The organism is Chachezhania sediminis, from assembly GCF_009765275.1.
GTDB classification, from domain to species: Bacteria; Pseudomonadota; Alphaproteobacteria; order Rhodobacterales; family Rhodobacteraceae; genus Chachezhania; species Chachezhania sediminis.
Window position 1 is genome coordinate 673984 of sequence record NZ_VOPH01000002.1, and the last position, 21612, is coordinate 695595.

21 protein-coding genes are annotated in these 21612 nt (G+C 67.0%); 9 read left to right on the forward strand and 12 right to left on the reverse strand.

The genetic code is table 11. The features are described 5' to 3' along the window. Positions 1-9 precede the first annotated feature (9 nt). Positions 10-1464, reverse strand: coding sequence for an aldehyde dehydrogenase family protein (locus FQK05_RS08140; protein WP_158965516.1), 1455 nt, complete (start codon positions 1462-1464; stop codon positions 10-12). Positions 1465-1710: 246 nt separating this feature from the next. Between FQK05_RS08140 and FQK05_RS08145 the strand changes: the two genes are divergently transcribed. After that, positions 1711-2364 (forward strand): peroxiredoxin, encoded by a 654-nt coding sequence (locus FQK05_RS08145; protein ID WP_158965518.1) that lies wholly within the window; start codon positions 1711-1713, stop codon positions 2362-2364. An 84-nt stretch (positions 2365-2448) separates the two neighbouring features. Here FQK05_RS08145 and FQK05_RS08150 read toward each other — a convergent pair whose 3' ends face one another. The 3 genes from FQK05_RS08150 to pnp form a co-directional block, all read right to left on the reverse strand. Beyond that, the gene (locus tag FQK05_RS08150) at positions 2449-3711 is read right to left on the reverse strand and encodes a glycosyltransferase (protein ID WP_158965520.1); all 1263 of its coding nucleotides are present in this window, start codon (positions 3709-3711) and stop codon (positions 2449-2451) included. 9 nt (positions 3712-3720) lie between these two features. Next, positions 3721-4773: a glycosyltransferase family 4 protein gene (locus FQK05_RS08155; protein ID WP_158965522.1), complete on the reverse strand. Its 1053-nt coding sequence runs from the start codon at positions 4771-4773 to the stop codon at positions 3721-3723. Between the two features lie 385 nt (positions 4774-5158). Next, a complete protein-coding gene (gene pnp, locus FQK05_RS08160; protein WP_158965524.1) occupies positions 5159-7306 on the reverse strand; it encodes a polyribonucleotide nucleotidyltransferase in 2148 nt (715 codons plus the stop codon). A gap of 271 nt (positions 7307-7577) precedes the next feature. Between pnp and FQK05_RS08165 the strand changes: the two genes are divergently transcribed. Continuing rightward, on the forward strand, positions 7578-7895 hold the full coding sequence (locus tag FQK05_RS08165) for a hypothetical protein (RefSeq protein ID WP_158965526.1): 318 nt from the start codon (positions 7578-7580) through the stop codon (positions 7893-7895). Positions 7896-7905: 10 nt separating this feature from the next. On the opposite strand, the gene FQK05_RS08170 is transcribed toward FQK05_RS08165, so the two are convergent. Next, the gene (locus tag FQK05_RS08170; RefSeq protein WP_158965528.1) at positions 7906-8376 is read right to left on the reverse strand and encodes a winged helix-turn-helix transcriptional regulator; all 471 of its coding nucleotides are present in this window, start codon (positions 8374-8376) and stop codon (positions 7906-7908) included. A gap of 91 nt (positions 8377-8467) precedes the next feature. Between FQK05_RS08170 and FQK05_RS08175 the strand changes: the two genes are divergently transcribed. Further along, complete coding sequence (locus tag FQK05_RS08175) at positions 8468-9901, forward strand: MATE family efflux transporter (RefSeq protein WP_158965530.1); 1434 nt, start codon at positions 8468-8470, stop codon at positions 9899-9901. A 74-nt stretch (positions 9902-9975) separates the two neighbouring features. On the opposite strand, the gene rpsO is transcribed toward FQK05_RS08175, so the two are convergent. From rpsO to rbfA, 5 genes are all read right to left on the reverse strand, one after another. After that, positions 9976-10245, reverse strand: a complete 270-nt coding sequence (gene rpsO, locus FQK05_RS08180; protein WP_158965532.1) for a 30S ribosomal protein S15 — start codon at positions 10243-10245, stop codon at positions 9976-9978. Between the two features lie 436 nt (positions 10246-10681). After that, a complete protein-coding gene (locus tag FQK05_RS08185; RefSeq protein WP_158965534.1) occupies positions 10682-11203 on the reverse strand; it encodes a DUF1643 domain-containing protein in 522 nt (173 codons plus the stop codon). Beyond that, positions 11200-12102 carry a tRNA pseudouridine(55) synthase TruB gene (truB, locus tag FQK05_RS08190; protein ID WP_158965536.1) on the reverse strand — a complete coding sequence of 301 codons (903 nt, stop codon included), beginning with the start codon at positions 12100-12102 and terminating at the stop codon, positions 11200-11202. Before truB ends, FQK05_RS08185 begins: the two co-directional genes overlap by 4 nt. Positions 12103-12292: 190 nt before the next feature. Continuing rightward, entirely contained in the window at positions 12293-12973 is a 681-nt protein-coding gene (locus FQK05_RS08195; protein WP_233270418.1) for a phosphodiester glycosidase family protein, read from the reverse strand. 116 nt (positions 12974-13089) lie between these two features. After that, complete coding sequence (gene rbfA / locus FQK05_RS08200) at positions 13090-13494, reverse strand: 30S ribosome-binding factor RbfA (RefSeq protein WP_158965538.1); 405 nt, start codon at positions 13492-13494, stop codon at positions 13090-13092. A gap of 101 nt (positions 13495-13595) precedes the next feature. Between rbfA and dapB the strand changes: the two genes are divergently transcribed. Beyond that, complete coding sequence (gene dapB / locus FQK05_RS08205; RefSeq protein WP_158965540.1) at positions 13596-14405, forward strand: 4-hydroxy-tetrahydrodipicolinate reductase; 810 nt, start codon at positions 13596-13598, stop codon at positions 14403-14405. Between the two features lie 197 nt (positions 14406-14602). On the opposite strand, the gene FQK05_RS08210 is transcribed toward dapB, so the two are convergent. Together FQK05_RS08210 and FQK05_RS08215 are read right to left on the reverse strand one after the other, a co-directional pair. Continuing rightward, complete coding sequence (locus FQK05_RS08210) at positions 14603-15067, reverse strand: hypothetical protein (protein WP_158965542.1); 465 nt, start codon at positions 15065-15067, stop codon at positions 14603-14605. A gap of 23 nt (positions 15068-15090) precedes the next feature. Continuing rightward, on the reverse strand, positions 15091-15300 hold the full coding sequence (locus FQK05_RS08215) for a DUF1674 domain-containing protein (RefSeq protein ID WP_158965544.1): 210 nt from the start codon (positions 15298-15300) through the stop codon (positions 15091-15093). Positions 15301-15389: 89 nt separating this feature from the next. On the opposite strand from FQK05_RS08215, the gene FQK05_RS08220 reads away from it, so the two are divergent. The 5 genes from FQK05_RS08220 (at position 15390) to FQK05_RS08240 (ending at position 21441) form a co-directional block, all read left to right on the forward strand. Further along, entirely contained in the window at positions 15390-16667 is a 1278-nt protein-coding gene (locus FQK05_RS08220; protein ID WP_158965546.1) for an RsmB/NOP family class I SAM-dependent RNA methyltransferase, read from the forward strand. A gap of 92 nt (positions 16668-16759) precedes the next feature. Further along, a complete protein-coding gene (locus FQK05_RS08225) occupies positions 16760-18502 on the forward strand; it encodes a heparinase II/III family protein (protein WP_158965548.1) in 1743 nt (580 codons plus the stop codon). Between the two features lie 85 nt (positions 18503-18587). Beyond that, a complete protein-coding gene (gene purH / locus FQK05_RS08230) occupies positions 18588-20177 on the forward strand; it encodes a bifunctional phosphoribosylaminoimidazolecarboxamide formyltransferase/IMP cyclohydrolase (protein ID WP_158965550.1) in 1590 nt (529 codons plus the stop codon). 137 nt (positions 20178-20314) lie between these two features. Beyond that, positions 20315-20854, forward strand: a complete 540-nt coding sequence (gene lspA / locus FQK05_RS08235; RefSeq protein ID WP_158965552.1) for a signal peptidase II — start codon at positions 20315-20317, stop codon at positions 20852-20854. A 71-nt stretch (positions 20855-20925) separates the two neighbouring features. Beyond that, on the forward strand, positions 20926-21441 hold the full coding sequence (locus FQK05_RS08240; RefSeq protein WP_158965554.1) for a DUF3035 domain-containing protein: 516 nt from the start codon (positions 20926-20928) through the stop codon (positions 21439-21441). Positions 21442-21612 lie beyond the last annotated feature (171 nt).

Below are 21612 nucleotides of genomic sequence, written 5' to 3' on the forward strand. Positions count from 1 at the left end.
CTGGGCGGCTTACTCGGCCGCCTGGGTCTCGGGCGTCCAACCGCTTACCGCCTTCACCTCAAGGAAGTCCTCGATCCCGAAGACACCGCCTTCGCGCCCGTTGCCTGACATCTTCATGCCGCCGAAGGGCGCGCCGGCACCGCGGGGCTGGCCGTTCATCTCGACCATGCCCGAGCGCAGCACGCGGGCCATGCGGTTGGCTTTGGCGCCGTCCTGGGTCTGGACATAGTTGGTCAGGCCATAGGGCGTGTCGTTGGCGATCTGGATCGCCTCTTCCTCGGTCTCGAACTTCATGATCGACAGGACCGGGCCGAAGATTTCCTCGTTCGCGATGGTCATGTCCGGGGTCACGTCAGCAAAGACGGTCGGACGGACGAAGAAACCGCGGTTGAACCCTTCGGGACGACCCGGGCCGCCGGCAACCAGCCGTGCGCCTTCGTCGATCCCCTTCTGGATCAGACCCTGGATCTTTTCGAACTGGACCGCGTTCACGACCGGGCCGATGTGGCGGCCTTCCTCGTGCGCGTTGCCAACCGCGACCTTGGCCGCCACGGCTGCCGCCGTTTCCACGGCCTTGTCATAGACCGACGACTGCACCAGCATCCGCGACGGCGCGTTGCAGCTTTGGCCCGAGTTGTTCATCATATGCATCACGCCGCGCTTCACGGCGCTGTCGTCTGCATCTTCGAAGATCACGTTGGCGCCCTTGCCACCCAGCTCCAGGTGGACCTTCTTCAGCGTATCCGCTGCAGCGACCGAGATCAGCTTGCCCGCGCGGGTCGAGCCGGTGAAGGACACCATGTCGACGTCCTTGTGGCTGGACAGCTGCGAGCCGACGCCGGCACCGTCGCCGTTCACCAGGTTGAAGACACCGGCCGGGAAGCCGGCCTCGTCCATCAGCTCGGCGAAGATCATCGCGTTCAGCGGGCTTTCCTCGGACGGCTTCAGCACCATGGTGCAGCCGGCGATGGCTGCGGCGCCGACCTTCAGCGTCACCTGGTTCATCGGCCAGTTCCACGGCGTGATCAGCGCGGCAACGCCCACGGCTTCGTAGATGATCCGGTCGTTCGGTGCGTGATCGCCCAGCGGACGGTCGAATTCGAACGACTTGGCCGCACGGACGAAGTTCTTCAGGTGGCCGATGCCGGCACCCACCTGCGCGCTGCGCGACAGGTCGATGGGCGCGCCCATTTCCGACGACATCGCCTGGGCCAGGTCTTCGGCACGGGACTTGTAGACTTCGATCAGTTTCTCGACGAGCGCGATCCGCTCGGCCGGGGGCGTGGCCATCCAACCCGGCAGCGCGGCCTTTGCGGCGGCGACAGCAGCGTCGGTATCGGCCTGGCTGCCCAGCGAAATGATGGCGCAGGGCTCTTCGGTCGAGGGGTCGATCACCTGATGGTCGCGCGGCGTGGCCGGGGCGACCCATTTGCCGTTGATATAGAAATCGCGTTTCTCGATCATGACGATCCTCCCACAGGGGTAATGGCCCCGTCCAAGGGAGCGGACGGAGCGGGTCTCAGGCGCACTCTGTCATTCGTCAGGCGCGGGAGCAAGAGAGGCTATGCGAGCGGCGGCAGTTAAGAGCGCAGTTCACAGGGCCGAGATCGAAGGGCATGTCGGGGCAGTTCGGGGGATGCCGCCCGGTGAGCCGGACGTTAGGATGTCCCGGAAAGCGAGTCGCGTATCCGCGGCAGAAGAGGAGACATCATGAGCCTGCGCATCAACGACACCGTGCCCGATTTCACGGCGGAAACCGATCACGGAACCATCGGCTTCCACGACTTCATCGGTGACAGCTGGACCATCCTGTTCTCGCACCCGAAGGATTTCACCCCCGTCTGCACGACCGAATTCGGCGCCGTGGCACAGCTGGCCGACGAATGGGCCAAGCGCGGCACCAAGGTGATCGGCGTGTCCGTCGACAGCGCGGAAGAGCACAAGGGCTGGAAGGGCGATATCGAGAAGGTGGCCGGAACCAAGGCGGGCTTCCCGATCATCGCGGACCAGGACCTGGCCGTGTCCAAGGCCTTTGACATGCTGCCGGCCGAGGCCTATCTGCCCGATGGTCGCACGCCTGCCGACAGCGCCACGGTGCGGTCGGTCTTCATCATCGGCCCGGACAAGAAGCTGAAGCTGTCGATGACCTATCCGATGACCGTCGGCCGCAACTTCGCCGAGGTGCTGCGCGCGCTGGACGCGCTGCAACTGTCGACCTCCAAGGGCGTGGCCACCCCGGCCAACTGGAACACCGGCGACGACGTGATCATCCCGACCTCGGTCTCGGACGAGGACGCCAAGACCAAGTTCGGCACTTTCACCACCGTGCTGCCCTATCTGCGCACGACCGCCGATCCCAGCTGAGACAGCGGCGGTTCAGAGAATAGCGAAAGGGACGCCCAGGTGGCGTCCCTTTTTTCGTGCCCGTTTCGTCTTTGGGTCAGGACCCTAGTCCAGCTGCCGCACGGCGGCCTCGGCATCGCGGGCCACGTCGGCCCAACTGCGCAATGTCGGTTTCGCGGTCTTGATCCGTTCGACCAGCGCATCGCGATAGCCGGGTACGTTCATCAGCCGGTCGACGTGATCGGCCAGTTGCTCGGGCTTGTCGGCTTCGAAGTAAAGGCCCAGGTCGCCGCAGACCTCGTGCAGCACGGGGGCGGTCGAACACAGGGCGGGGGTGCCCAGCCACAGCGCCTCGCCGGCGGGCAGGCCCCAGCCTTCGATCCAGCTGGCCAGCACCAGCCCCAGCGCGCCTTCGTAATACCGGATCAGGTCGGTCTGGTTCGGGTTCGCCGACTGCTCGACCTTGTCCCGGATCGGGGCGTATTTCTCCTGTTGCAGGTACTTGGTCACATGTTCCCGCACCGCGCCGGCCAGTACCACATGCGGCACCGGCAGCCCGCGTTCGTGCAGGACCAGCATGGCGTTGAACACGATCTCCAGGTTCTTGCGACCGATCAGCGCGCCCACGGCCAGCAGATAGGGTTCGTCCGGCAGCACTTTTTCGGGGGCCTCTGTCCCGGGGCGGCATTCGTGGCACAGCTGGACCGTCGTCGTGGGCGGCAGCGGCGGCAGGACGCCTTCATCGGCAAAGGCGCGTATGTCGTCTTCGGTGAAATGGGAATTGGCGATGATCTGGGCAGACCGTTCGATGACGAAGCGGTTGTCGTTCAGGAAGTTCCGTGGAAAGGCCTTGGACCGCAGCCCCTTGGCATCGTGCAGCGGGATCATGTCGTGCAGCAGCGCATGGACCCGGACGTCCCAACCCTTTTCCTCGATCCGCTTCAGCGGCGACAGCATCAGCTTGGGCCGGCCGGTCATGACCAGGGCCTTGCCATCCAGGTTGATCTTCGGCAGGTCCACCCCCGCCTCGCGCCAGCGCTTGCGGTTGATCATCTTCGCGACCTGCAGCACGCCCTTGACCAACATGTCCCGCAACGCGTGGCGGTCGTGATAGATCTCGCGGATCCGGGCGGGGCAGGCGGCCACGGGGACGTTCATGGCCACGCCGCCCTCGACACTGTCGTCCAGCGTCGGGAAGACCTCCAGGAAATCCTCGTGCGCGGGGGAATAGATGCAGTACCGCGTGCCGGGCGCGTGCTTCAGCAACTCGGCCGCGATATCGGCCACCACGCGGACGATGCCATAGTATTTCAGCTTCCCGCGAGAGCCATAGAAGACTTCGGTCAGGTCATAGACGATTTCGCGCATCTTCCGTCCTCAGGCTTGGCTGTCCTGCCCTAAAGCCTCGCGATAGATCTTTGTCAACGCGGCGGCCTCTCGGGTCAGGGCAAAGTCGGCAAGGACATGCGCGCGGGCGTTCCGGCCCATCCGCGCCGTCTTCTCGGGGTCATCCAGCATCTGGGCAATCGCGGCCTCCAGTGCGGGGGCGTCCTCGATATCCACGACATGGCCGGTTTCGCCTTCGACGACCATGTCCTCGAAGGCCCCGGCGCGGGTGGTGGCGACCGGCACGCCCGAGGCCATGGCCTCCAGCGGGGTCAGCCCGAACCCTTCCCAGCGTTGGGGGCCGACGAAGATGTCCATGGCGCGGAAATAGGCCGGGACGCTGGCGTCGGGTTGTTCGCCCAGGAACAGGATCCGGTCTTCCATCCCAACGGCCGCGACCCGAAGCTTCAGGTCTTTCAGGAACTCCTGCTGGTCGGATGTGGTGCCGCCCATGATCACCCCGGTGATGTCCGGATATCGCGCGGCCAGCTTGATCATGATGTCGACGAAGATGTCGGTGCCCTTCTGCGCCCGGATCCGCCCGAAGACGCCGATCAGGCGGCGGTCGGTGGGCAGGCCCAGGTCAGCGCGCACAGCCGTCTTGTCCTCCGCCGGATGGAACCGTTCGCTGTCGACCCCGTGCATGATGACGGTGTTCGGGACCTCCAGATATGCGGAGGCTTTCGAAGACGTGGCAACCACCCGGTCCATCCTGCGGATCAGCCATTGGGTGTAGCCGCTGTGCTTCCTCTGTGCGGCAGAGGTGAACATAAGCGCCAGGTTCTTGCGCAGGACCGTCTTCACCAGCAGCCCGGCCAGCATTTCCGTATTGCGGCGTGCATGCCAGACGCGGCGCGTGCGGGCCTTCAGGCTCAGGATCTGCCGGAAGGTGATCTTCGGCAGGTCGGGCGGAAGGTTCGGCCCGGTACAGGCGATGGGGATCATCTGCGCCTGCACGGGCACCAGCCGGAACACGGTCGACGTCACGCCGGACCAGCGTTTCTTCAGGTTCGGCGCTATGACCAGGATGTCGTCGGGGTTCATGGGGCAACCTTGTACCAGAGTGGCCCCGTCTGCAAACCGGACCCGCAGCATCCCTTGGGTAGTGCCGGGCCGGTGCAGTGTCGAGCCCTAGCGGACCCCGTTGTCCAGCAGCGTGCGGACATCGTCCGCCGGGGGGCCGTATCCGGTTGCGCGGGGCCTGCCGGTCGATGCCGCGAGCCCCGATCCCGAAAAGACGTGGTGCCTTTCGGTCCGGGATCATCGGGCCGCAAGGAAGATCGACAATGAAGGGCGGTGGCCGGTCCTCCACGGGCTCTTTTTTCTTGCAGATCACAGGCCGTGATCCCGGAGAAACGGTATTGTCCGTTGGGCGCAACGAAAAAGGCCCCGGTTTCCCGGGGCCTTCCGAAGGGGTCGAAGGGACAGATTACTCTGCCGTTTCTTCCTTCTTCTTCTCTTCCGGCTTGATCTCCTCGCCGGTCTCCTGGTCGACGACCTTCATCGACAGGCGGACCTTGCCGCGGTCGTCGAAGCCCAGAAGCTTGACCTTCACTTCCTGGCCTTCCTTCAGGACGTCCGACGGATGGTTCAGGCGGCGGTTTTCGATCTGGGACACGTGGACCAGGCCGTCGCGCTTGCCGAAGAAGTTCACGAAGGCGCCGAAATCGACGATCTTCACGACCTTGCCGGTATAGACCTTGCCCTCTTCCGGCTCTGCCACGATCGAATAGATCATGTCATAGGCCCGCTGGATCGCCTCGCCGTCCGAGGACGCGATCTTGATCACGCCGTCGTCGTTGATGTCGACCTTGGCGCCGGACTGTTCCACGATCTCGCGGATGACCTTGCCGCCGGACCCGATCACTTCGCGGATCTTGTCGGTCGGGATGGTCATCGTCTCGATGCGCGGGGCATGGACGCTGAAGGCGTTGGTTTCGGACAGCGCCTTGGCCATCTCGCCCAGGATGTGCATCCGGCCGTCCTTGGCTTGGGCCAGGGCTTTCTCCATGATCTCGGGCGTGATGCCCGCGACCTTGATGTCCATCTGCAGCGAGGTGATGCCGTTTTCGGTGCCTGCGACCTTGAAGTCCATGTCGCCCAGGTGGTCTTCGTCACCCAGGATGTCGGTCAGGACCGCATAGGAACCGTCGTCTTCCAGGATCAGGCCCATGGCCACACCTGCGACCGGCGCCTTCAGCGGAACGCCCGCATCCATCATGGACAGCGAACCGCCGCAGACCGACGCCATCGAGGACGAGCCGTTGGATTCCGTGATCTCGGACACCAGGCGGATCGTGTAGGGGAAGTCGGTCGCGGCCGGCAGGACAGCCTGCAGCGCGCGCCATGCCAGCTTGCCGTGGCCGATTTCACGGCGACCGGGCGAACCGACACGACCCACTTCGCCGACCGAATAGGGCGGGAAGTTGTAGTGCAGCAGGAAGTTCGATTTGAAGTTGCCGTGCAGTGCGTCGATGAACTGTTCATCGTCGCCCGTGCCCAGCGTCGCCACGACCAGCGCCTGCGTTTCACCGCGGGTGAACAGGGCCGACCCGTGGGTCCGCGGCAAGAGGCCGGTTTCGGCCACGATCGGACGGACCTGGGTGGTCGAACGACCGTCGATCCGGGTCCCGCCCTTCACCACGTCGCCGCGCAGGATGGATGCTTCCAGCTTCTTCAGCGCCGAACCCAGGTTGCCGTCGGCCTTCTGTTCGTCCGACAGCGCGGCCAGGATGGTCTCGCGCGCGGCGGACACGGCAGCGGTGCGCTCCTGCTTGTCGCGGATGGAGAAAGCGGCGCGCATCGCGTCCTCACCGGCGGCCTTCACGGCAGCGTACAGCTCCGAATAGTCCGGGGGGGTGAAGTTGAACGGCTCTTTCGCGGCATCTTCGGCCAGCGAGACGATCAGGTCGATGACCGGCTTGATCTGCTCGTGCGCAAAGGTCACGGCGCCCAGCATCTCTGCTTCGGTCAGCTCGTAGGCTTCCGATTCCACCATCATCACGGCATCGCGGGTGCCTGCAACGATCAGGTCCAGGCGCTGTTCCGGGTTCGAACGAATGTCCTGCATGTCGTCGACGGCGGGGTTCAGAACGTATTCGCCGTTCGCGAAGCCCACGCGGGCGCCGGCGATCGGGCCCATGAAGGGCACGCCGGAAATGGTCAGCGCGGCCGAGGCGGCGATCATCGCGACGACGTCGGGATCGTTCACCTGGTCGAAGCTGAGCACGGTGCACATGACGAGCACTTCATGCTTGAAACCGGGCACGAACAGCGGGCGGATCGGACGGTCGATCAGGCGCGCGGTCAGCGTTTCCTTTTCGGACGGACGCGCTTCGCGCTTGAAGAAGCCGCCGGGCACCTTGCCGGCAGCGTAATACTTTTCCTGGTAGTGAACGGTCAGCGGGAAGAAGTCCTGGCCTTCTTTCTGCTGCTTGGCGAAGGTCACGTTGGCCATGACACTGGTCTCGCCCAGGGTGGCAATGACCGAGCCGTCGGCCTGACGGGCAACCTTGCCCGTCTCCAGCGTGAGCGTTTCATCGCCCCACTGCATCGTCTTCGTCGTGATGTTGAACATTTGCGTATCCTAATGTGGGAGCGCTCCCGGGCGTATCCCGGGTCCCCCTGTATATGGCGGCCCCATTGCCGCCGACCCCGATCATCCTTTTGGCCGAGTGCCGGGGTCCATGACACTCTTTCAGATGCCGGGGGCCATACAGGATTACGGCCGGTTTGGAAACAGCCATTACAACCGGCGTCCGCGACAATCGCAGCTTGATATAGGTTATTTTGAATTTGTTTCGGGGTTGTGTGCTGGCTGTCGCCGGACAGCTTGGGGAAGATTTTTCATGTTCAGGACCTTGTTCGCCTCGGGGCTCGTCCCGGGTCTTCTGCTGGCGCGGTCGCCCGGCCGCTTGCCGCGGGACGGGTCGCCCCACAAGCTGGACGTGCTGATCGACTTCGACGGGCAGGGGGGGGGCTTCGACGCCACCGTCTGGCTGGACGGGACGGTGCAGCTTCAGGGTCGCTATCAGCCCTCTGCCCGCGCTGACGCCTATCCGTCGAAATACTTCTATTTCAAGCACGGGGTCTATTCGCCCCAGATGTTCGACTATGTCCTGACCTCGACCGGCATGACCGTGAAGAAGGTCCGCCTGAAGAAATAGGCGCCCCCGGTCAGCCCCGTTTCGCGTCCCATTCCGGCATGCTGGGCGTGATCCCCCGCACCGATGTCAGCGTGATCGGCTCGCCCGTGTTGGCATCGACGACCTCCGGCCGGATCGGTTCGCCACTGGTCTTCGACAGCAACCTGACGCTGGTGCCGTCCTTCGGCGGGACATGGGCTTCGGTCCAGTCCACGATCGCGACGAAGGCCGGATAGAATGCCTTCCCGGCCTCGGTCAGCCGGTATTCGTGGCGCAACGGACGTTGCTGATAGGGCTCGCGCCGCAGGATGCCCGACGCTTCCAGCGATTTCAGCCGGTCAGACAGAACGTGGCGTGTGATGCCCAACCGTTCCTGGAAATGATCGAAGCGGCGGATGCCGAAATAGCAATCCCGCAGGATCAGCAGGGTCCAGCGGTCCCCCACCACCGAAAGGGCGCGGGCGACAGGGCAGCTCTGGTCTCTCAGTTCAGTCCATTTCATGGCCCGACCCTAGCAGAGATTGACGGGTTCCAAAAGGGAACCTAATGTCAGTTCTGTTTTGGAACCTATTATCGCTCAAGGGAGGCGGGCCATGAACCGCGCATTGAACCATCCGCCCAAAGGGGCGGCCGCGCCCAATGCTGCGGCCAATGCCCCACGCACCGGCGCCGCCGTGCGGTCCGCTGCGCGCACGAAGCTGCTGCTGGACGGGCCCATCGGCCCGACGCTGGCGCGGCTGGCCTTCCCCAATGTCCTGTCGATGCTGGTCATGGCGATCTACTCAATTTCCGAGGCCTATTTTGCCGGTCGCCTGGGGGTCGAGGCGCTGGCGGGGCTGGCGCTGGTCTATCCGCTGGCCATGTTCACCCAGATGCTGTCGGGGGGATCCTTCGGCGGGTCGATGGCTGCGGCGGTGGCCCGCGCGCTTGGGCGGGGCGACACGACCGCAGCGGCGCGGCTGGTCTTCGCGGCCTGGGGCATCGCCATCGGCGTTGCAGTCCTTTCGGCCGTGCTGATGGCGGTACTCGGCGCGCCGATCTTCCGCCTGCTGGGCGGCCAGGGCGGCGCGCTGGATGCGGCGCTGGGCTATGCCGCGATCTACTTCCCGCTCTGTATCGCGATCTGGCTGGCCAACGCGTCGTTCAGCCTGATGCGGGGCACCGGCGACATGCTGACCCCGTCGCTGGTCCTGACCGCGGTCTGCGCCGTCTCGGTGCCCTTGTCGGGTGCCCTGTCGCTGGGCTGGGGCCCGTTTCCCGGCCTCGGCATCGCCGGACTGGCCCTGGGCCAGACGTCGGCCTTCGGCGTGGGGGCGCTCTTTTCCGTGCTCTATGTCCTGTCGGGGCGCACGGGGCTGAACCTTGCCGGCGCGCTTCGCGGTGTGACCCGCGCCCATGTCCGGGAAATCCTGCGGGTGGGTCTGATGGCCTCGCTCAGCCCGGTGCAGACGGTCCTGACGGTGGTCGTGATGGTGGGCCTCGTCGGCCGTTTCGGGGCCGAGGCGCTGGCAGGCTATGGCCTGGGCGCGCGGCTGGAATTCCTGATGGTTCCGGTGGCCTTCGGGATCGGCACGGCGATGACCGCCATGGTCGGCGCCAATATCGGCGCGGGCCACCGGGCGCGCGCGCTTCGTATCGCCTGGACCGGCACCTTCGGCGCTGCCGCCATCGTGGGGGCCATCGGCCTTCTGGTGGCACTGATGCCAGACCTGTGGCTGGGCCTCTTCCTCGACCCCGCCGCCAGCGGCGCGTGGAAGGCCGGGCGCGCCTATCTTCACATCGTGGGCCCGGTCTATGCCTTCTTCGCGCTGGGGCTCGCGCTCTACTTCGCGTCGCAGGGGGCCGGTCATGTGGCCTGGCCGGTGATCGCGGGCTTTGCCCGGCTGATCGTGGCCTTTGGCGGCGCGGCGCTGCTGGTGGCCACGACGTCCATGGGCGTCACGGGCATCTTCGCTGCCATCGCCGCGGGCATGCTGACCTATGGCGTGATCACCGCCGTGGCGGTCCGCCTGACCGGCTGGCGATAGCACAACGAAAAGGGCCCCAGCTTTGCAGCTGCGGCCCCCAAGGTCCGTCCGGACCGACCGTTAAGGTGCGCGTCTTAGCGGCGGATACCCAGGCTCTGGATCAGGCTCGTGTAGCGCGCCTCGTCCTTCGCCTTCAGGTAGTCCAGCAGCTTCCGGCGCTGGGCGACCATCTTCAGAAGGCCACGGCGACCGTGGTTGTCCTTCTTGTGGATCTTGAAGTGTTCCGTGAGCGTGGTGATCCGCGAGGTCAGGATGGCCACCTGGACTTCCGGCGAACCGGTGTCGCCTTCCTTGGTGCCGTATTCCTTCATCAGGCGGGTCTTTTCTTCAACCGTGATCGACATCGGGGTCTCCTCGTGTTCGAATGGGATAAGGTCATGGCGCAGGCCGGGATGTCGTCCAGCTCAGGCCCGTGGAGAATATCTGCCGGCAAACCGCGAAAACGCGACTCGCCCGCAGAACGGCGCGTATAGGGCCATCTCCCCCCTTTGGCAATCCCGCATCACCTTGCGCAGACTTGGCGGTCCTTCCGGTGGACAGCGCATTCGGCTTCGCCCGGCAAGCGACCCGGGGCATCGCACCACTCCCGGCACGGTGCGTGGAGACCACGCACCCTGGGCGCTTTGGCAATTGCGCAAACCATCAACGCCGGCGCGCGCCGCCCCCTTCTTCTCTTCGCAAATACTTCCGGGGGAGTCGCGCCAAAGGCGCGGCCGGGGGCAGAGCCCCCGTCCAAGGCCGACAAGACCCCGGCCACAAACGTCCCAGGCCAACATTGTCTCAGGCCGGCAGCCAGCCCACCGGCCCGACGGCATAGCCCACATAGAGCGGATGGCGCGGATGCCCGTCCTTGGTCAGGCCCAGATGCCCGATGGCGACGCCGGTCTCGCCCAGCAGCCGGCAGACCTCGGGGCCGCGGCCCCTGTACACGCCGTGCACACCCCAGGCCGCGATCACCCGGTCGGCCCATTCGGCGCAGTCCCGCAGAGCCTCGTCGTTCAGGGGCCCGACCGGATCGCCAGCCAGCTTCAGGTCCTTCGGATCCGTCGCGCGAAAGGCAAAGAGGTTCGTCACCCGGAACGCGCCATAGCCCCAGGCCCGCGCCCGCCGCTCGCAGCGTTCGACCGTGGGATCGTTGCGCAGTTCCGACGCCGTGGACGGGTTCAGCATGACGAAGGCGACCTTCGGCAGGCCCGCATCCCATTCCCTCGTCAGCGCATAGCGATAGGTTTCGCAGTCGGAATAGACCGCGGTCGACAGGGTTCCCTCTGCCCCGTGCTCCCTGGTGACGGTACCGTTCACTCCTGCACGAAGACCCGGCTGGGGTGGAGCTCGCCCGACCTGTAGATGCCCACTGCCACGGCGCGCCCGTTTTCCGAGGCCCAGGCCTCGTCGCCGTATTCGACATCGCCCGGCAGGACCTGGCCCGGATTGCCGTTGCGCAGGCGTGTGGCGCCGGCGCCGGTGGCCTTCAGCTCGGGCAGGTCGGCCAGACCCTCTTCCAGAGGGCGCAGCTTTTCGTCGAGTTCCGGCGTGCGGGCCAGCGCCTCGATCTCTTCCATGGTGATGCCGTCGGTGGCTTCGAACGGGCCGGACCAGATCCGGCGCAGGCACTTCACGTGACCTTCGCAGCCCATTGCCCGGCCCAGATCCCGGGCGATGGCGCGGACATAGCCGCCCTTGCCGCAGATCATCTCCAGCTCGACATGGTCGGCATCGGGGCGGTCGGTCATCACCAGTTCCTCGACCCAGAGGGGCCGGGCCGCGATCTCGACCTCCTCGCCGTCGCGGGCGCGCTTGTAGGCGCGTTCGCCGTCGATCTTCACGGCCGAGAAGGCGGGCGGCACCTGCATGATGTCGCCGACAAAGGCGCCGAGCGCGTCCTTGATCTGATCGTCGGTGGGCCGCAGGTCGGACCGTGCGACGACCTCGCCCTCGGCATCGTCTGTATTGGTGGATTCGCCCAGCTTCACGGTGAAGCGATAGGCCTTCAGCGCATCGGTGATGTAGGGCACGGTCTTCGTGGCCTCGCCCAGGGCAATCGCCAGGACGCCGGTCGCCTCGGGGTCCAGCGTGCCGGCATGGCCGGCCTTCTTGGCGTTCAGGGCCCAGCGGACCTTGTTTACCACGGCGGTCGAGGTCGGGCCGGCCGGCTTGTCCACCACCAGCCATCCGGAAATGTCGCGCCCCTTGCGTGCCATCCTGTCGCCCCTTGCCCATTGTTCGAGAGGTCGGCGCTGTAGCGCCGGGGCTTTTGTGGGTCAACCTTTATCGGATGGCGCACCTGGTGGCGGGGGTCGTCGGGGGCTCTGCCCCCGCCGCGCCCTTGGCGCGACTCCCCCGAGATATTTGCAGACCGAAGAAGCGGGGGCGGGGCGCTTTGGGCGCGCGTCAGTCGAGCGGGGCGACGGTGCCGACGATGGGGCCCAGTTTCCAGCCGGGATCGCTGCGGCCGATGGCAGGCGCGTGGAGGCGCGAGACGTTGCCGTCGAAGTAGAGCGCATCGGGGAGGCCCAGTTCGTCCCGGAAGAGGCTGGCGAAATCGTGGAAGTTCACCAACTGGCGCGAGATCGCGAAGACCACGCGCCTGCCGTCTGCGGAGGTGCCGACGCCGTTGCGGATATGGCGGGACGTGCTGTCGGGCAGGAAGCGCGGGTGCAACTGGCCGTCGATGACCAGCATCGGCCCGGACTGGGTGGCGAAGCGGCAGGCGGGTTTCCGTTTCAGGAAGTCCTCGGTCTCGTAGACCCGGGCGGTGCCCTCGCCGATGCAGAAGACGCCGTTCGGGACCATGCCGAAATTGCCGGGGCCGGGTCCGGGGATCACGCGCATGATCTCGGCCCCGTCCTCGACATAGTGGCCCACGGGCGCCCGGTCCTCGTGGTACATGCCTGCATTCATCGCGAAGGACAGCCGCTTGCCCTGTTCCGCCAGCGCCGCGTCGATGGCCGAGAACTGGCCAAAAGGCTGGCCTGTGCCGTCATAGAGGAAAAGGCGGAGTTCCTCCTGCGCCGGGTCGACCTCGCAGATCGTGTAGTCGGCATTGCGGAACGTGGTGTCGGTGCACGTCACGGCCCCGGCCTGGGACGCGGTGACGAATAAGCCGACCGAGGCCGCGCAGGCCAGCCGCAGAAGGATGGAACGGCCCGGGCGGCGTCCGGAACCGTCGGCGCACCGCGCCGACCCGGTCACGATTCGATATCGCGGCGCACCGCCTCCTGGTTCAGGAGCCGGCGAGTGTCGTCCATACGGTCGAAGGTCTCGTCCAGCTTGAACCGCAGCTCGGGCGCGAATTTCAGCGCCATCTTCTTGGCCACGGCACGGCGCAGTTCCGCGCGGTTGCGGCGCAGCAGATCCAGCGCGTCGTCGCGGCCTTCGCCGCCCAGGGGCAGCACGAAAGCCGTCGCGACTTTCAGGTCGGGCGAGGTGCGGACCTCTCCCACCGTGATTGACAGTCGGTTCAGGTCGGGATCGTGCACGTCGCCGCGGGCCAGCACCTCGGACAGAGTCCGACGGATCAGTTCGCCCACGCGCAGCTGGCGCTGGGACGGACCGTGTGCTCCGGGAGTGTCGTGCGTTCGGGACTTCGCCATTTCTCTCCTCTACGCCCTCGTCGGGGCTTTGCCAAGGCAGGCAAGATTGGGTAGGCAGGCCCGGCTTGCAAGGGGCAGGCGCGAAATTCGGGAGAGACGTCATGGCAGAGCTGCCGGGGATCGTGGTGACGGGTGCGTCGGGCCGCATGGGACAGATGCTGATCCGCGAGACGGTGGCCTCCGACAAGGCCCGCCTTGTCGGCGTCGTCGAACGTCCGGGACATGACTGGATCGGCCGCGACGTGGGCGAGGCGATGGGTGGCGCCCCTATCGGGGTGATCGTGTCGGACGACCCGGCCGCAGCGTTCAGGGGCGCGCAGGCGGTGCTGGATTTCACCGCGCCGGCCGCGACCGTGGCCTTTGCGCGGATGGCTGCCGAGGCCGGGGCCGCGCACATCATCGGCACCACGGGGTTCGAGGAGGCGGACATCGCCGCCCTGGCAGAGCCTGCGAAGGTGATTCCCATCGTGCGGGCCGGGAACATGAGCCTGGGCGTCAACCTGCTGGTGCAGCTGACCAGGACCGTGGCCGCCGCCCTGGACGAGGATTTCGACATCGAGATCGTCGAAACCCATCACAACCGCAAGGTCGACGCGCCGTCGGGCACGGCGCTGATGCTGGGCGAGGCCGCGGCCGAGGGCCGGGGCGTGTCCTTGAAGGAAATGTCGGACAGCGGCCGCGACGGGATCACCGGACCCAGGGGCCGGGGCCGGATCGGCTTTGCCGCGCTGCGGATGGGCGATGTCGTGGGCGAACACGACGTGACCTTCGCCGCCGCCGGCGAACGCATCACGCTGCGCCACGTGGCGACCGACCGGGCGATCTTTGCCCGCGGAGCGCTGAAGGCCGCGCTTTGGGCGCAAAATCGCGCTCCGGGAGAATATTCGATGCTGGATGTGTTGGGACTGTGATCCAGTTCACATATTTTCCGCGACGGAGGTGAACTGATCTCCCGTGTCAGACGTAGTAATCTCTGAACACAGGACAGGGGGATTGGACATGATCGGATTTCGCAAGGGCCTGAGGGGCCTGGTTCCCGAAGCCGTGCTGGTGCCGCTGACCACGGTGCTGATCGTGGTGGTCGCACTTATCGGCTGGACCTGAGGGATCACATGCGCGGTTCGGGCCTTGCCCGGGCCGAAGCGCCTTGATGGTCGATCCTCGACAGGTAACGCGCGGCCCGCGAGATCGGGTCGTGCAGGTACTGGTCGGGGCCAAGCATCTTCCGCGCGTTCAGCGCGGGCGTCGACAGAAGGTCGAAGCCGACCGTTTCGACCGAACAGTGCCAGCCGTCATGCCGTGCGGACCAGCCGCGTGCATGATGAGCCAGCAGGTTTTCCAGAATCGAATAGCCGTGGTAATCGAAGGCAATCTGGCCATCGGTGAGATAGACATGGTTGCCGGGCAAGCCTTCGGCCGGAATGATTCGTTCCGCGTGAAAGCCGGGCAGGGGCGGATCGCGCAGCCACGTCCCGGCCAGGATCGCGCAGGCGCCGTGGCCGAAAAAGATCCGGTCGGGCAGCGCCCAGCGGCGGACGGGGTCGCGCTTGATCCCGGGTTTCAGGACATACATGGGATGACCAGGGCCTGGCCCGATCAGAAATCGATGGCCAGGCCCTTCTTTTCCCAATCTCCGTAACGCACCGGTTCCGGGCCATCCCGGCCGCCCAGTTCCAGGGGCAGCGGCGCGGCCGCTTCGGCGGCCTTGCGACGCTCGGCGGCTTCGGCCAGGGCACGCAGGGCGGCGGGCGACAGCTCTTTCTTCGGGGCGTCTTCGGGGATCGGGTCGGGCGAATGCTCTGCCATTTGGCTTCCTTTCGTTGACGTCCGTGATATACGCCGCGCGCCGCTGCTGGCAAGCTGGTGGCAGACCGTGGGAACGAAAGGGGCCGCGCATGACGAAAACCGGCGCAAAATCCGGCCTGGCCGCGCGCGAAGGCGCGGCGTTCCTGCTGAACCAGGTTCTCGACGACCGGCAGCTGCTGTCGTCGGCGCTGGGCGCGCCGCAGATCGCGCGGCTGGACCCGGCCGACCGCGCCCGCGCGCAGAGGCTGGCCACCGATACACTGCGGGGGCTGGAACGGGCCGACCGCCTGCTGGAAACCCACCTGCGCAAGAAGCCGGATGTGCCGGTCCTGAACCTGCTGCGGCTGGGGACGGTCGAACTGGCCGGGGGCGAGGCGGCGCATGGTGTCGTCGACGCGATGGTCGAACTGGCCGGGAAGTCGCCCCGCCACGCGCGGCAGAAGGGACTGGTGAACGCCGTCCTGCGCAAGGTGGCGGTCGAGGCGCCCGGAGCCTGGCCCAGGATGCGCGTGCCGCGCCTGCCCGACTGGCTGCGCGATCCGCTGACCGAGGCCTGGGGCAAGGATGCCATCACGGCGATGGAGCGCGCCCATTTCGCCGGCGCCCCGCTGGATCTTTCCACCAAGCCCGGGGCGACCGCCCTGCCGGAAGGTGCCGAACGGTTGCCGACCGGGTCGCTGCGGCTGACGGACCCGGGGCAGGTGACCGCCCTGACCGGATACGACAAGGGCGACTGGTGGGTGCAGGACGCGGCGGCGGCGCTGCCGGCCATGGTCCTGAAGCCGCAGGCGGGCGAGACGATCATCGACCTTTGCGCGGCCCCCGGCGGCAAGACGCTGCAACTGGCGGCCGCCGGCGCCAAGGTGACTGCCGTCGATACCGCCGAACACCGGATGGAAATCGTGCGCCAGAACCTGGCGCGGACCGGCCTGTCCGCCACGCTGATCGTGGGCGATGCGCTGGAACAGGGGGGCCAGTACGATGCCGTCCTGCTGGACGCACCCTGTTCGGCCACGGGCACGATCCGGCGTCACCCGGACCTGCCCCATGCCCGCGACGGCAGCGGCATCGGCGAACTGATCGAGCTTCAGGCGCAGATGCTGGCCCATGCCTGGACGCTGGTGAAGCCCGGCGGGCGGCTGGTCTATTGTACCTGCTCGCTGATCCCGGACGAGGGCGAGGTCCAGGTCGAGGAAGCCCTGGACATGTTCCCGGACATGGAAATTGACCGCGCGGCGCTGGGCCTGCCCGGCATCGATCCGGCGTGGATCGCGGAAGAGGGCGGCCTTCGCCTCAGGCCCGACTATTGGGCGGACCGGGGCGGGATGGACGGCTTCTACATCGCCTGCCTCAGAAAACAGGGCTGAGTCGCGCGAAGGACATGACGAAGGGCATGACTCGGGCCCCGTCCGGCGTTAAAGTTTCCCCAACGCGCCTCAGAGCGCCCGGGGCAGATCGCATGTCGACCACCAGCGCCAGTTTCAGCCGTCAGAACAGGCTGTTGGACCGCCATTATGCTTGGCGGAGCCGCAACAAGGCGGCCGGGCACGGTTTTGCCCGCGCGCCCGAACCCCGCACCATCGGCAATGCCGTGCGCGGTCAGGAACTGGTGCAGGGCAACCTGCTGTTCGCCGGATACCTCGTCACCTCGGACGATACCGACCTATGGGACGTGGCCGCCCCCGACGCAGCTTTCGAGCAGGAACGCCAGGGGTTCGACTGGCTGGACGACTTGGCGGCCGTGGGCGGTTTCAGGGCGCGGCAGAAGGCGCAGCGCTGGCTGAAGGTCTGGATCGACCTTTACGGACGCGGCAGCGGGCCGGGCTGGACGCCGGAACTGACCGGGCGCCGGATGATTCGCTGGATCAACAACGCGCTGTTCCTGCTGCACGGGATGCGGGCCGAGGAACGCGAACGGTTCCACGCGGCGCTGTCGCGGCAGGCCTGGTTCCTGTCCAAGCGCTGGAAGGCGGCCCGGCCCGGCGTGCAGCGGATCGAGGCGCTGTGCGGCCTGATCTATGCGGCCCTGTCGCTGGAAGGCCATGCGCAGCTGGCCGACCTGGCGGTGCCGGCGCTGGCGTCCGAATGCAACACGCGGATCGACCGGTCGGGGGGCCTGCCCTCGCGGCGGCCCGAGGAACTGCTGGAGGTGCTGGTCCTCTTGAACTGGGCCGCCGCAGCCCTTCTGGAAGCGGGCCGGGGCACGCCGCCCGCGCTGCACGAGGCTATCGAGCGGATCGCGCCGACACTGCGGGCGCTGGCCCATGGCGACGGATCGCTGGCGCGGTTTCATGGCGGCGGCCGCGGGCTGGAGGGCCAGCTGGAACATGCGCTGGCCGATGCCGGCGGCAAGCGGCGCGTGCACGAAGGTCTGGCCATGGGGTATGCCCGGCTGGCCGCGGGGCGCACGACCGTGATCGTCGATGCGGCGCCTCCGCCGACCGGGGCCGCGGCGGTGGAGGCCCATGCCTCGACCCTTGCGTTCGAACTGACCTCGGCCCGGCGGCCGCTGATCGTGAACGCCGGGTCCGGCACCAGTTTCGGGCCCGACTGGCGGCGCGCGGGGCGGGCCACGGCCGCGCATTCGACGCTGTGCCTGAACGGAACCTCCAGCGCCGGGCTGTCGGCGCCGGACCCGGACACGGGGCTGGAGGCGCTGACCGGCGGTCCCCGCGACGTGCCCACGGAAATCGCCCGTGCCACCGGCTCCACCCGGTTCGACGGCGGGCACGAAGGCTATGTCCCGTCCTACGGGCTGACCCATGCGCGGTCTCTGGAGCTTTTCAACGACGGCCGCACGCTGGAGGCCGAAGACATGCTGTTCGCCGTCGACAAGGCGAACGAGGCGCGGTTCCGTGCCGCCGGCGGCGGGCGCGAAGGCGTGGGCGTTCCGGTCGACATCCATTTCCACCTGCACCCCGACGTGGTGCCCGAGGTGGATGAATATGCCGGTTCCGCCGAACTGAAGCTGCCCAATGGCGAGGTCTGGCTGTTCACCCATGACCGCCATTTCGCGCTGAGCGTCCAGCCGGGGTACTACCTGGAACGGGGGCGGCTGGAACCGCGCGCGACAAAACAGGTCGTTCTCTCCGGCCGGGCTTCGGAGTATGCGACGCGCGTCCGATGGGTGCTTGCGAAATCGGCCGAAACCGCTGTAGCGGTGCGGGACGTCGACCGCGAGGATGCAGAGACCGGCGAATGACCGTCTGCCGCCCCCGGGGCGACGACCGGAAGACCGATGGATGACCCTGCGCCGGGGCCTGCGCGAAACGAAAAGGAGACCCGAGATGACCGACCTGCAGCCGATCCGGCGTGCGCTGATCTCTGTGTCCGACAAGGACGGGCTGATCGATCTGGGGCAGGCACTGGCCGCCCGCGGCGTAGAACTCTTGTCGACCGGCGGCACGGCCAAGGCCCTGCGCGATGCCGGCCTGACGGTGCTGGACGTGTCCGAGGTGACCGAGTTCCCCGAGATGATGGACGGTCGGGTCAAGACCCTGCACCCGCGCATCCACGGCGGCCTGCTGGCGCTGCGGGACAAGGACGATCACGTTTCGGCCATGGTGGAGCACGGGATCCCGGAAATCGATCTGCTGGTCGTGAACCTTTACCCGTTCGAAGAAACCGTCGCGAAGGGCGGCGACTACGAGACCTGTGTCGAGAACATCGACATCGGCGGCCCGGCGATGATCCGCGCGGCGGCCAAGAACCACGGTTTCGTGTCGGTGGTCGTGGATGCCGAGGATTACGCCGCCCTGCTGACCGAGATGGAGGCGCATGACGGCGCCACCTCCTATGCGTTCCGGCAGCGGCTGGCGCAGACGGCCTATGCCCGCACGGCGGCCTATGACGCGGCGGTGTCGGGCTGGATGGCGGCGGCGCTGGGCCAGGCGATGCCGCGGCGGCGCGTGTTCGCGGGCCACCTGGCGGCCAAGATGCGCTATGGCGAGAACCCGCACCAGGACGCGGCCTTCTATTTGGACGGCACCGGCCGGCCCGGCGTGGCCACCGCGCAGCAGCACCAGGGCAAGGAGCTGTCCTACAACAACATCAACGACACCGACGCGGCCTTCGCGCTGGTCAGCGAGTTCCGCCCCGAGGACGGGCCGGCCTGCGCGATCATCAAGCATGCCAATCCCTGCGGCGTGGCCCGTGGCGCGACGCTGGAGGAAGCCTATCGTCGTGCCTTCGACTGCGACCGGACATCGGCCTTCGGCGGGATCATCGCGCTGAACCAGCCGCTGGACGTGGCGACGGCAGCGGCGATTTCCGAGATCTTCACCGAGGTCGTGATCGCGCCTGACGCCGAAACCGCGGCGATCGAGCGGCTGTCGAAGAAGGCCAACATGCGGATCCTGACCACCGGCGGCCTGGGCGACCCGCTGGCGCCTGTTCTGGCGGTCAAGCAGGTGTCGGGCGGGTTCCTGGTGCAGGATGCCGATGCCGGCCATATCGGCCGCGAACACCTGAGCGTGGTGACCAAGCGTGCACCGTCGGAAGAGGAAATCGCCGACATGCTGTTCGCCTGGACCGTGGCCAAGCATGTGAAGTCGAATGCCATCGTCTATGCCAAGGGCGGCGCCACCGTGGGGATCGGCGCGGGCCAGATGAGCCGGGTCGACAGCACGCGCATCGCGGCACGCAAGGCCCTGGACATGGCCGAGGTGCTGGGCCTGTCCCAGTCGCCGACCGTCGGCTCTGTCGTCGCATCCGACGCGTTCTTCCCCTTTGCCGACGGACTGATTACGGCTGCCGAGGCCGGCGCCACGGCGCTGATCCAGCCCGGCGGGTCCGTGCGGGACGAGGAAGTGATCGCGGCGGCCGACGAACTGGGCCTGGCTATGGTCTTCACCGGCATGCGTCACTTCCGGCACTGAGATGAACCACGCCCTGTCCCTTTCGGCGATGCGCCCGGCGGCCTATGGCGGGATCGCGCCCTCGGGGGCCCGCCCGCCCGCCCTCGCCGGATCCATGCGGGATCCGGCGCACCTGCGCCGCGGGCGGGGCTGAGCCGATGCGCCTGCTGTTCTGGGCCTCGTTCTGGGCCTTCCTTCTGGACCAGATCTCGAAATACTGGGTGATCCACGGGCTGGGCCTGTCCCGGATCCGGGCCATCGACGTGCTGCCGCCCTTGCTGAACTTCCGCTACGGCGAGAACACCGGCATCAATTTCGGCCTGTTCGGCGATGACAGCGACCTGTTGCGGTGGGGGTTGATCGGCTTTTCCGTGCTGGTCGCCGTGCTGATCTGGTACTGGGCGCTGCGGCGCGAGCGTGGCTGGGCCTCGCTGATCTCTGCCGGCCTGCTGATTGGTGGCGCGCTGGGCAACGTGGCGGACCGGCTGCTTTACGGCTATGTGCTGGATTTCCTGAACGTGTCTTGCTGCGGCATCGATAATCCGTTCGTCTTCAACCTGGCGGATGTCTTCATCTTTGCCGGCGCGGCCGGCGTGATCCTGTTCGAACCGGCCACCCCGGCCAAGCCCGGGACCGGCGCCAAGGGCCCCGGGCAGAAGGGCGCTGGCCCGAAGGGCACCGGGCAAAAGGGACCGTGACGCCCCGGGCGAAATGGGCTAAACCTCTGCGAAACGTGATGAACCGGGCCCAAGGGGCAGGAGAGCGACGGATGAAGGTCAGGACGGCCGTGCTTGCGCTGATTGCGCTTTCGGTGGTGGCAGGATGCAGCGGCAAGAACGGCCTGCGGCAGCTGCGCGCGCCGGGCCGCGGGCCGGACGAGTTCATGGTGATGCCGGCCAAGCCGCTGACCGAACCGAAATCCTATTCGGAACTGCCGCCGCCGACCCCGGGCGGGGCCAACCGCACCGACCGCGACCCCGAGGCCGAGGCGATCCTGGCCCTGGGCGGGAAGCCGCAGGCGGCAACGGCCGTCCCGTCTTCGGACAGCCAGCTGGTCGCGCAGGCGGGCCGCTACGGCATCGACAGCTCCTCGCGCCAGTCGCTGGAGGTCGAGGACGAGAAGTTCCGCAAGCGCAAGGCCCGCGCATCCAGCTTCAAGCTGTTTCCGGTCGACCGCTACAGCCAGGCCTACAAGCGTCAGGCCATCGACCCGTTCAAAGAAAACGACCGCTGGCGCCGGGCCGGCGTGCCCACGGTTACCGCTCCGCCGGAGAAGCTGAACTAGCAATCAGCTAGCACTGTTTCGTGAGCGGTGTTTCCGATCACGAATTGCTAACCATATTGTGCCAGCCACGTTCTTGACCTTGCCCGTCCAGGCGCAGAAGTGCCGCGGGTGTGGTCGGGCCATGTGCGCCCCGGTCTTGTGACCCGGGGCCACGCCCCGCTGCCGGATGAT

What these genes read in the sequence shown, in the direction of transcription:
- FQK05_RS08140 (WP_158965516.1), bottom strand. Translation starts at nt 1,464, where the DNA reads ATGATCGAGAAACGCGATTTCTATATCAACGGCAAATGGGTCGCCCCG.
- FQK05_RS08145 (WP_158965518.1), top strand. Translation starts at nt 1,711, where the DNA reads ATGAGCCTGCGCATCAACGACACCGTGCCCGATTTCACGGCGGAAACC.
- FQK05_RS08150 (WP_158965520.1), bottom strand. Translation starts at nt 3,711, where the DNA reads ATGCGCGAAATCGTCTATGACCTGACCGAAGTCTTCTATGGCTCTCGC.
- FQK05_RS08155 (WP_158965522.1), bottom strand. Translation starts at nt 4,773, where the DNA reads ATGAACCCCGACGACATCCTGGTCATAGCGCCGAACCTGAAGAAACGC.
- pnp (WP_158965524.1), bottom strand. Translation starts at nt 7,306, where the DNA reads ATGTTCAACATCACGACGAAGACGATGCAGTGGGGCGATGAAACGCTC.
- FQK05_RS08165 (WP_158965526.1), top strand. Translation starts at nt 7,578, where the DNA reads ATGTTCAGGACCTTGTTCGCCTCGGGGCTCGTCCCGGGTCTTCTGCTG.
- FQK05_RS08170 (WP_158965528.1), bottom strand. Translation starts at nt 8,376, where the DNA reads ATGAAATGGACTGAACTGAGAGACCAGAGCTGCCCTGTCGCCCGCGCC.
- FQK05_RS08175 (WP_158965530.1), top strand. Translation starts at nt 8,468, where the DNA reads ATGAACCGCGCATTGAACCATCCGCCCAAAGGGGCGGCCGCGCCCAAT.
- rpsO (WP_158965532.1), bottom strand. Translation starts at nt 10,245, where the DNA reads ATGTCGATCACGGTTGAAGAAAAGACCCGCCTGATGAAGGAATACGGC.
- truB (WP_158965536.1), bottom strand. Translation starts at nt 12,102, where the DNA reads ATGGCACGCAAGGGGCGCGACATTTCCGGATGGCTGGTGGTGGACAAG.
- rbfA (WP_158965538.1), bottom strand. Translation starts at nt 13,494, where the DNA reads ATGGCGAAGTCCCGAACGCACGACACTCCCGGAGCACACGGTCCGTCC.
- dapB (WP_158965540.1), top strand. Translation starts at nt 13,596, where the DNA reads ATGGCAGAGCTGCCGGGGATCGTGGTGACGGGTGCGTCGGGCCGCATG.
- FQK05_RS08210 (WP_158965542.1), bottom strand. Translation starts at nt 15,067, where the DNA reads ATGTATGTCCTGAAACCCGGGATCAAGCGCGACCCCGTCCGCCGCTGG.
- FQK05_RS08215 (WP_158965544.1), bottom strand. Translation starts at nt 15,300, where the DNA reads ATGGCAGAGCATTCGCCCGACCCGATCCCCGAAGACGCCCCGAAGAAA.
- FQK05_RS08220 (WP_158965546.1), top strand. Translation starts at nt 15,390, where the DNA reads ATGACGAAAACCGGCGCAAAATCCGGCCTGGCCGCGCGCGAAGGCGCG.
- FQK05_RS08225 (WP_158965548.1), top strand. Translation starts at nt 16,760, where the DNA reads ATGTCGACCACCAGCGCCAGTTTCAGCCGTCAGAACAGGCTGTTGGAC.
- purH (WP_158965550.1), top strand. Translation starts at nt 18,588, where the DNA reads ATGACCGACCTGCAGCCGATCCGGCGTGCGCTGATCTCTGTGTCCGAC.
- lspA (WP_158965552.1), top strand. Translation starts at nt 20,315, where the DNA reads ATGCGCCTGCTGTTCTGGGCCTCGTTCTGGGCCTTCCTTCTGGACCAG.
- FQK05_RS08240 (WP_158965554.1), top strand. Translation starts at nt 20,926, where the DNA reads ATGAAGGTCAGGACGGCCGTGCTTGCGCTGATTGCGCTTTCGGTGGTG.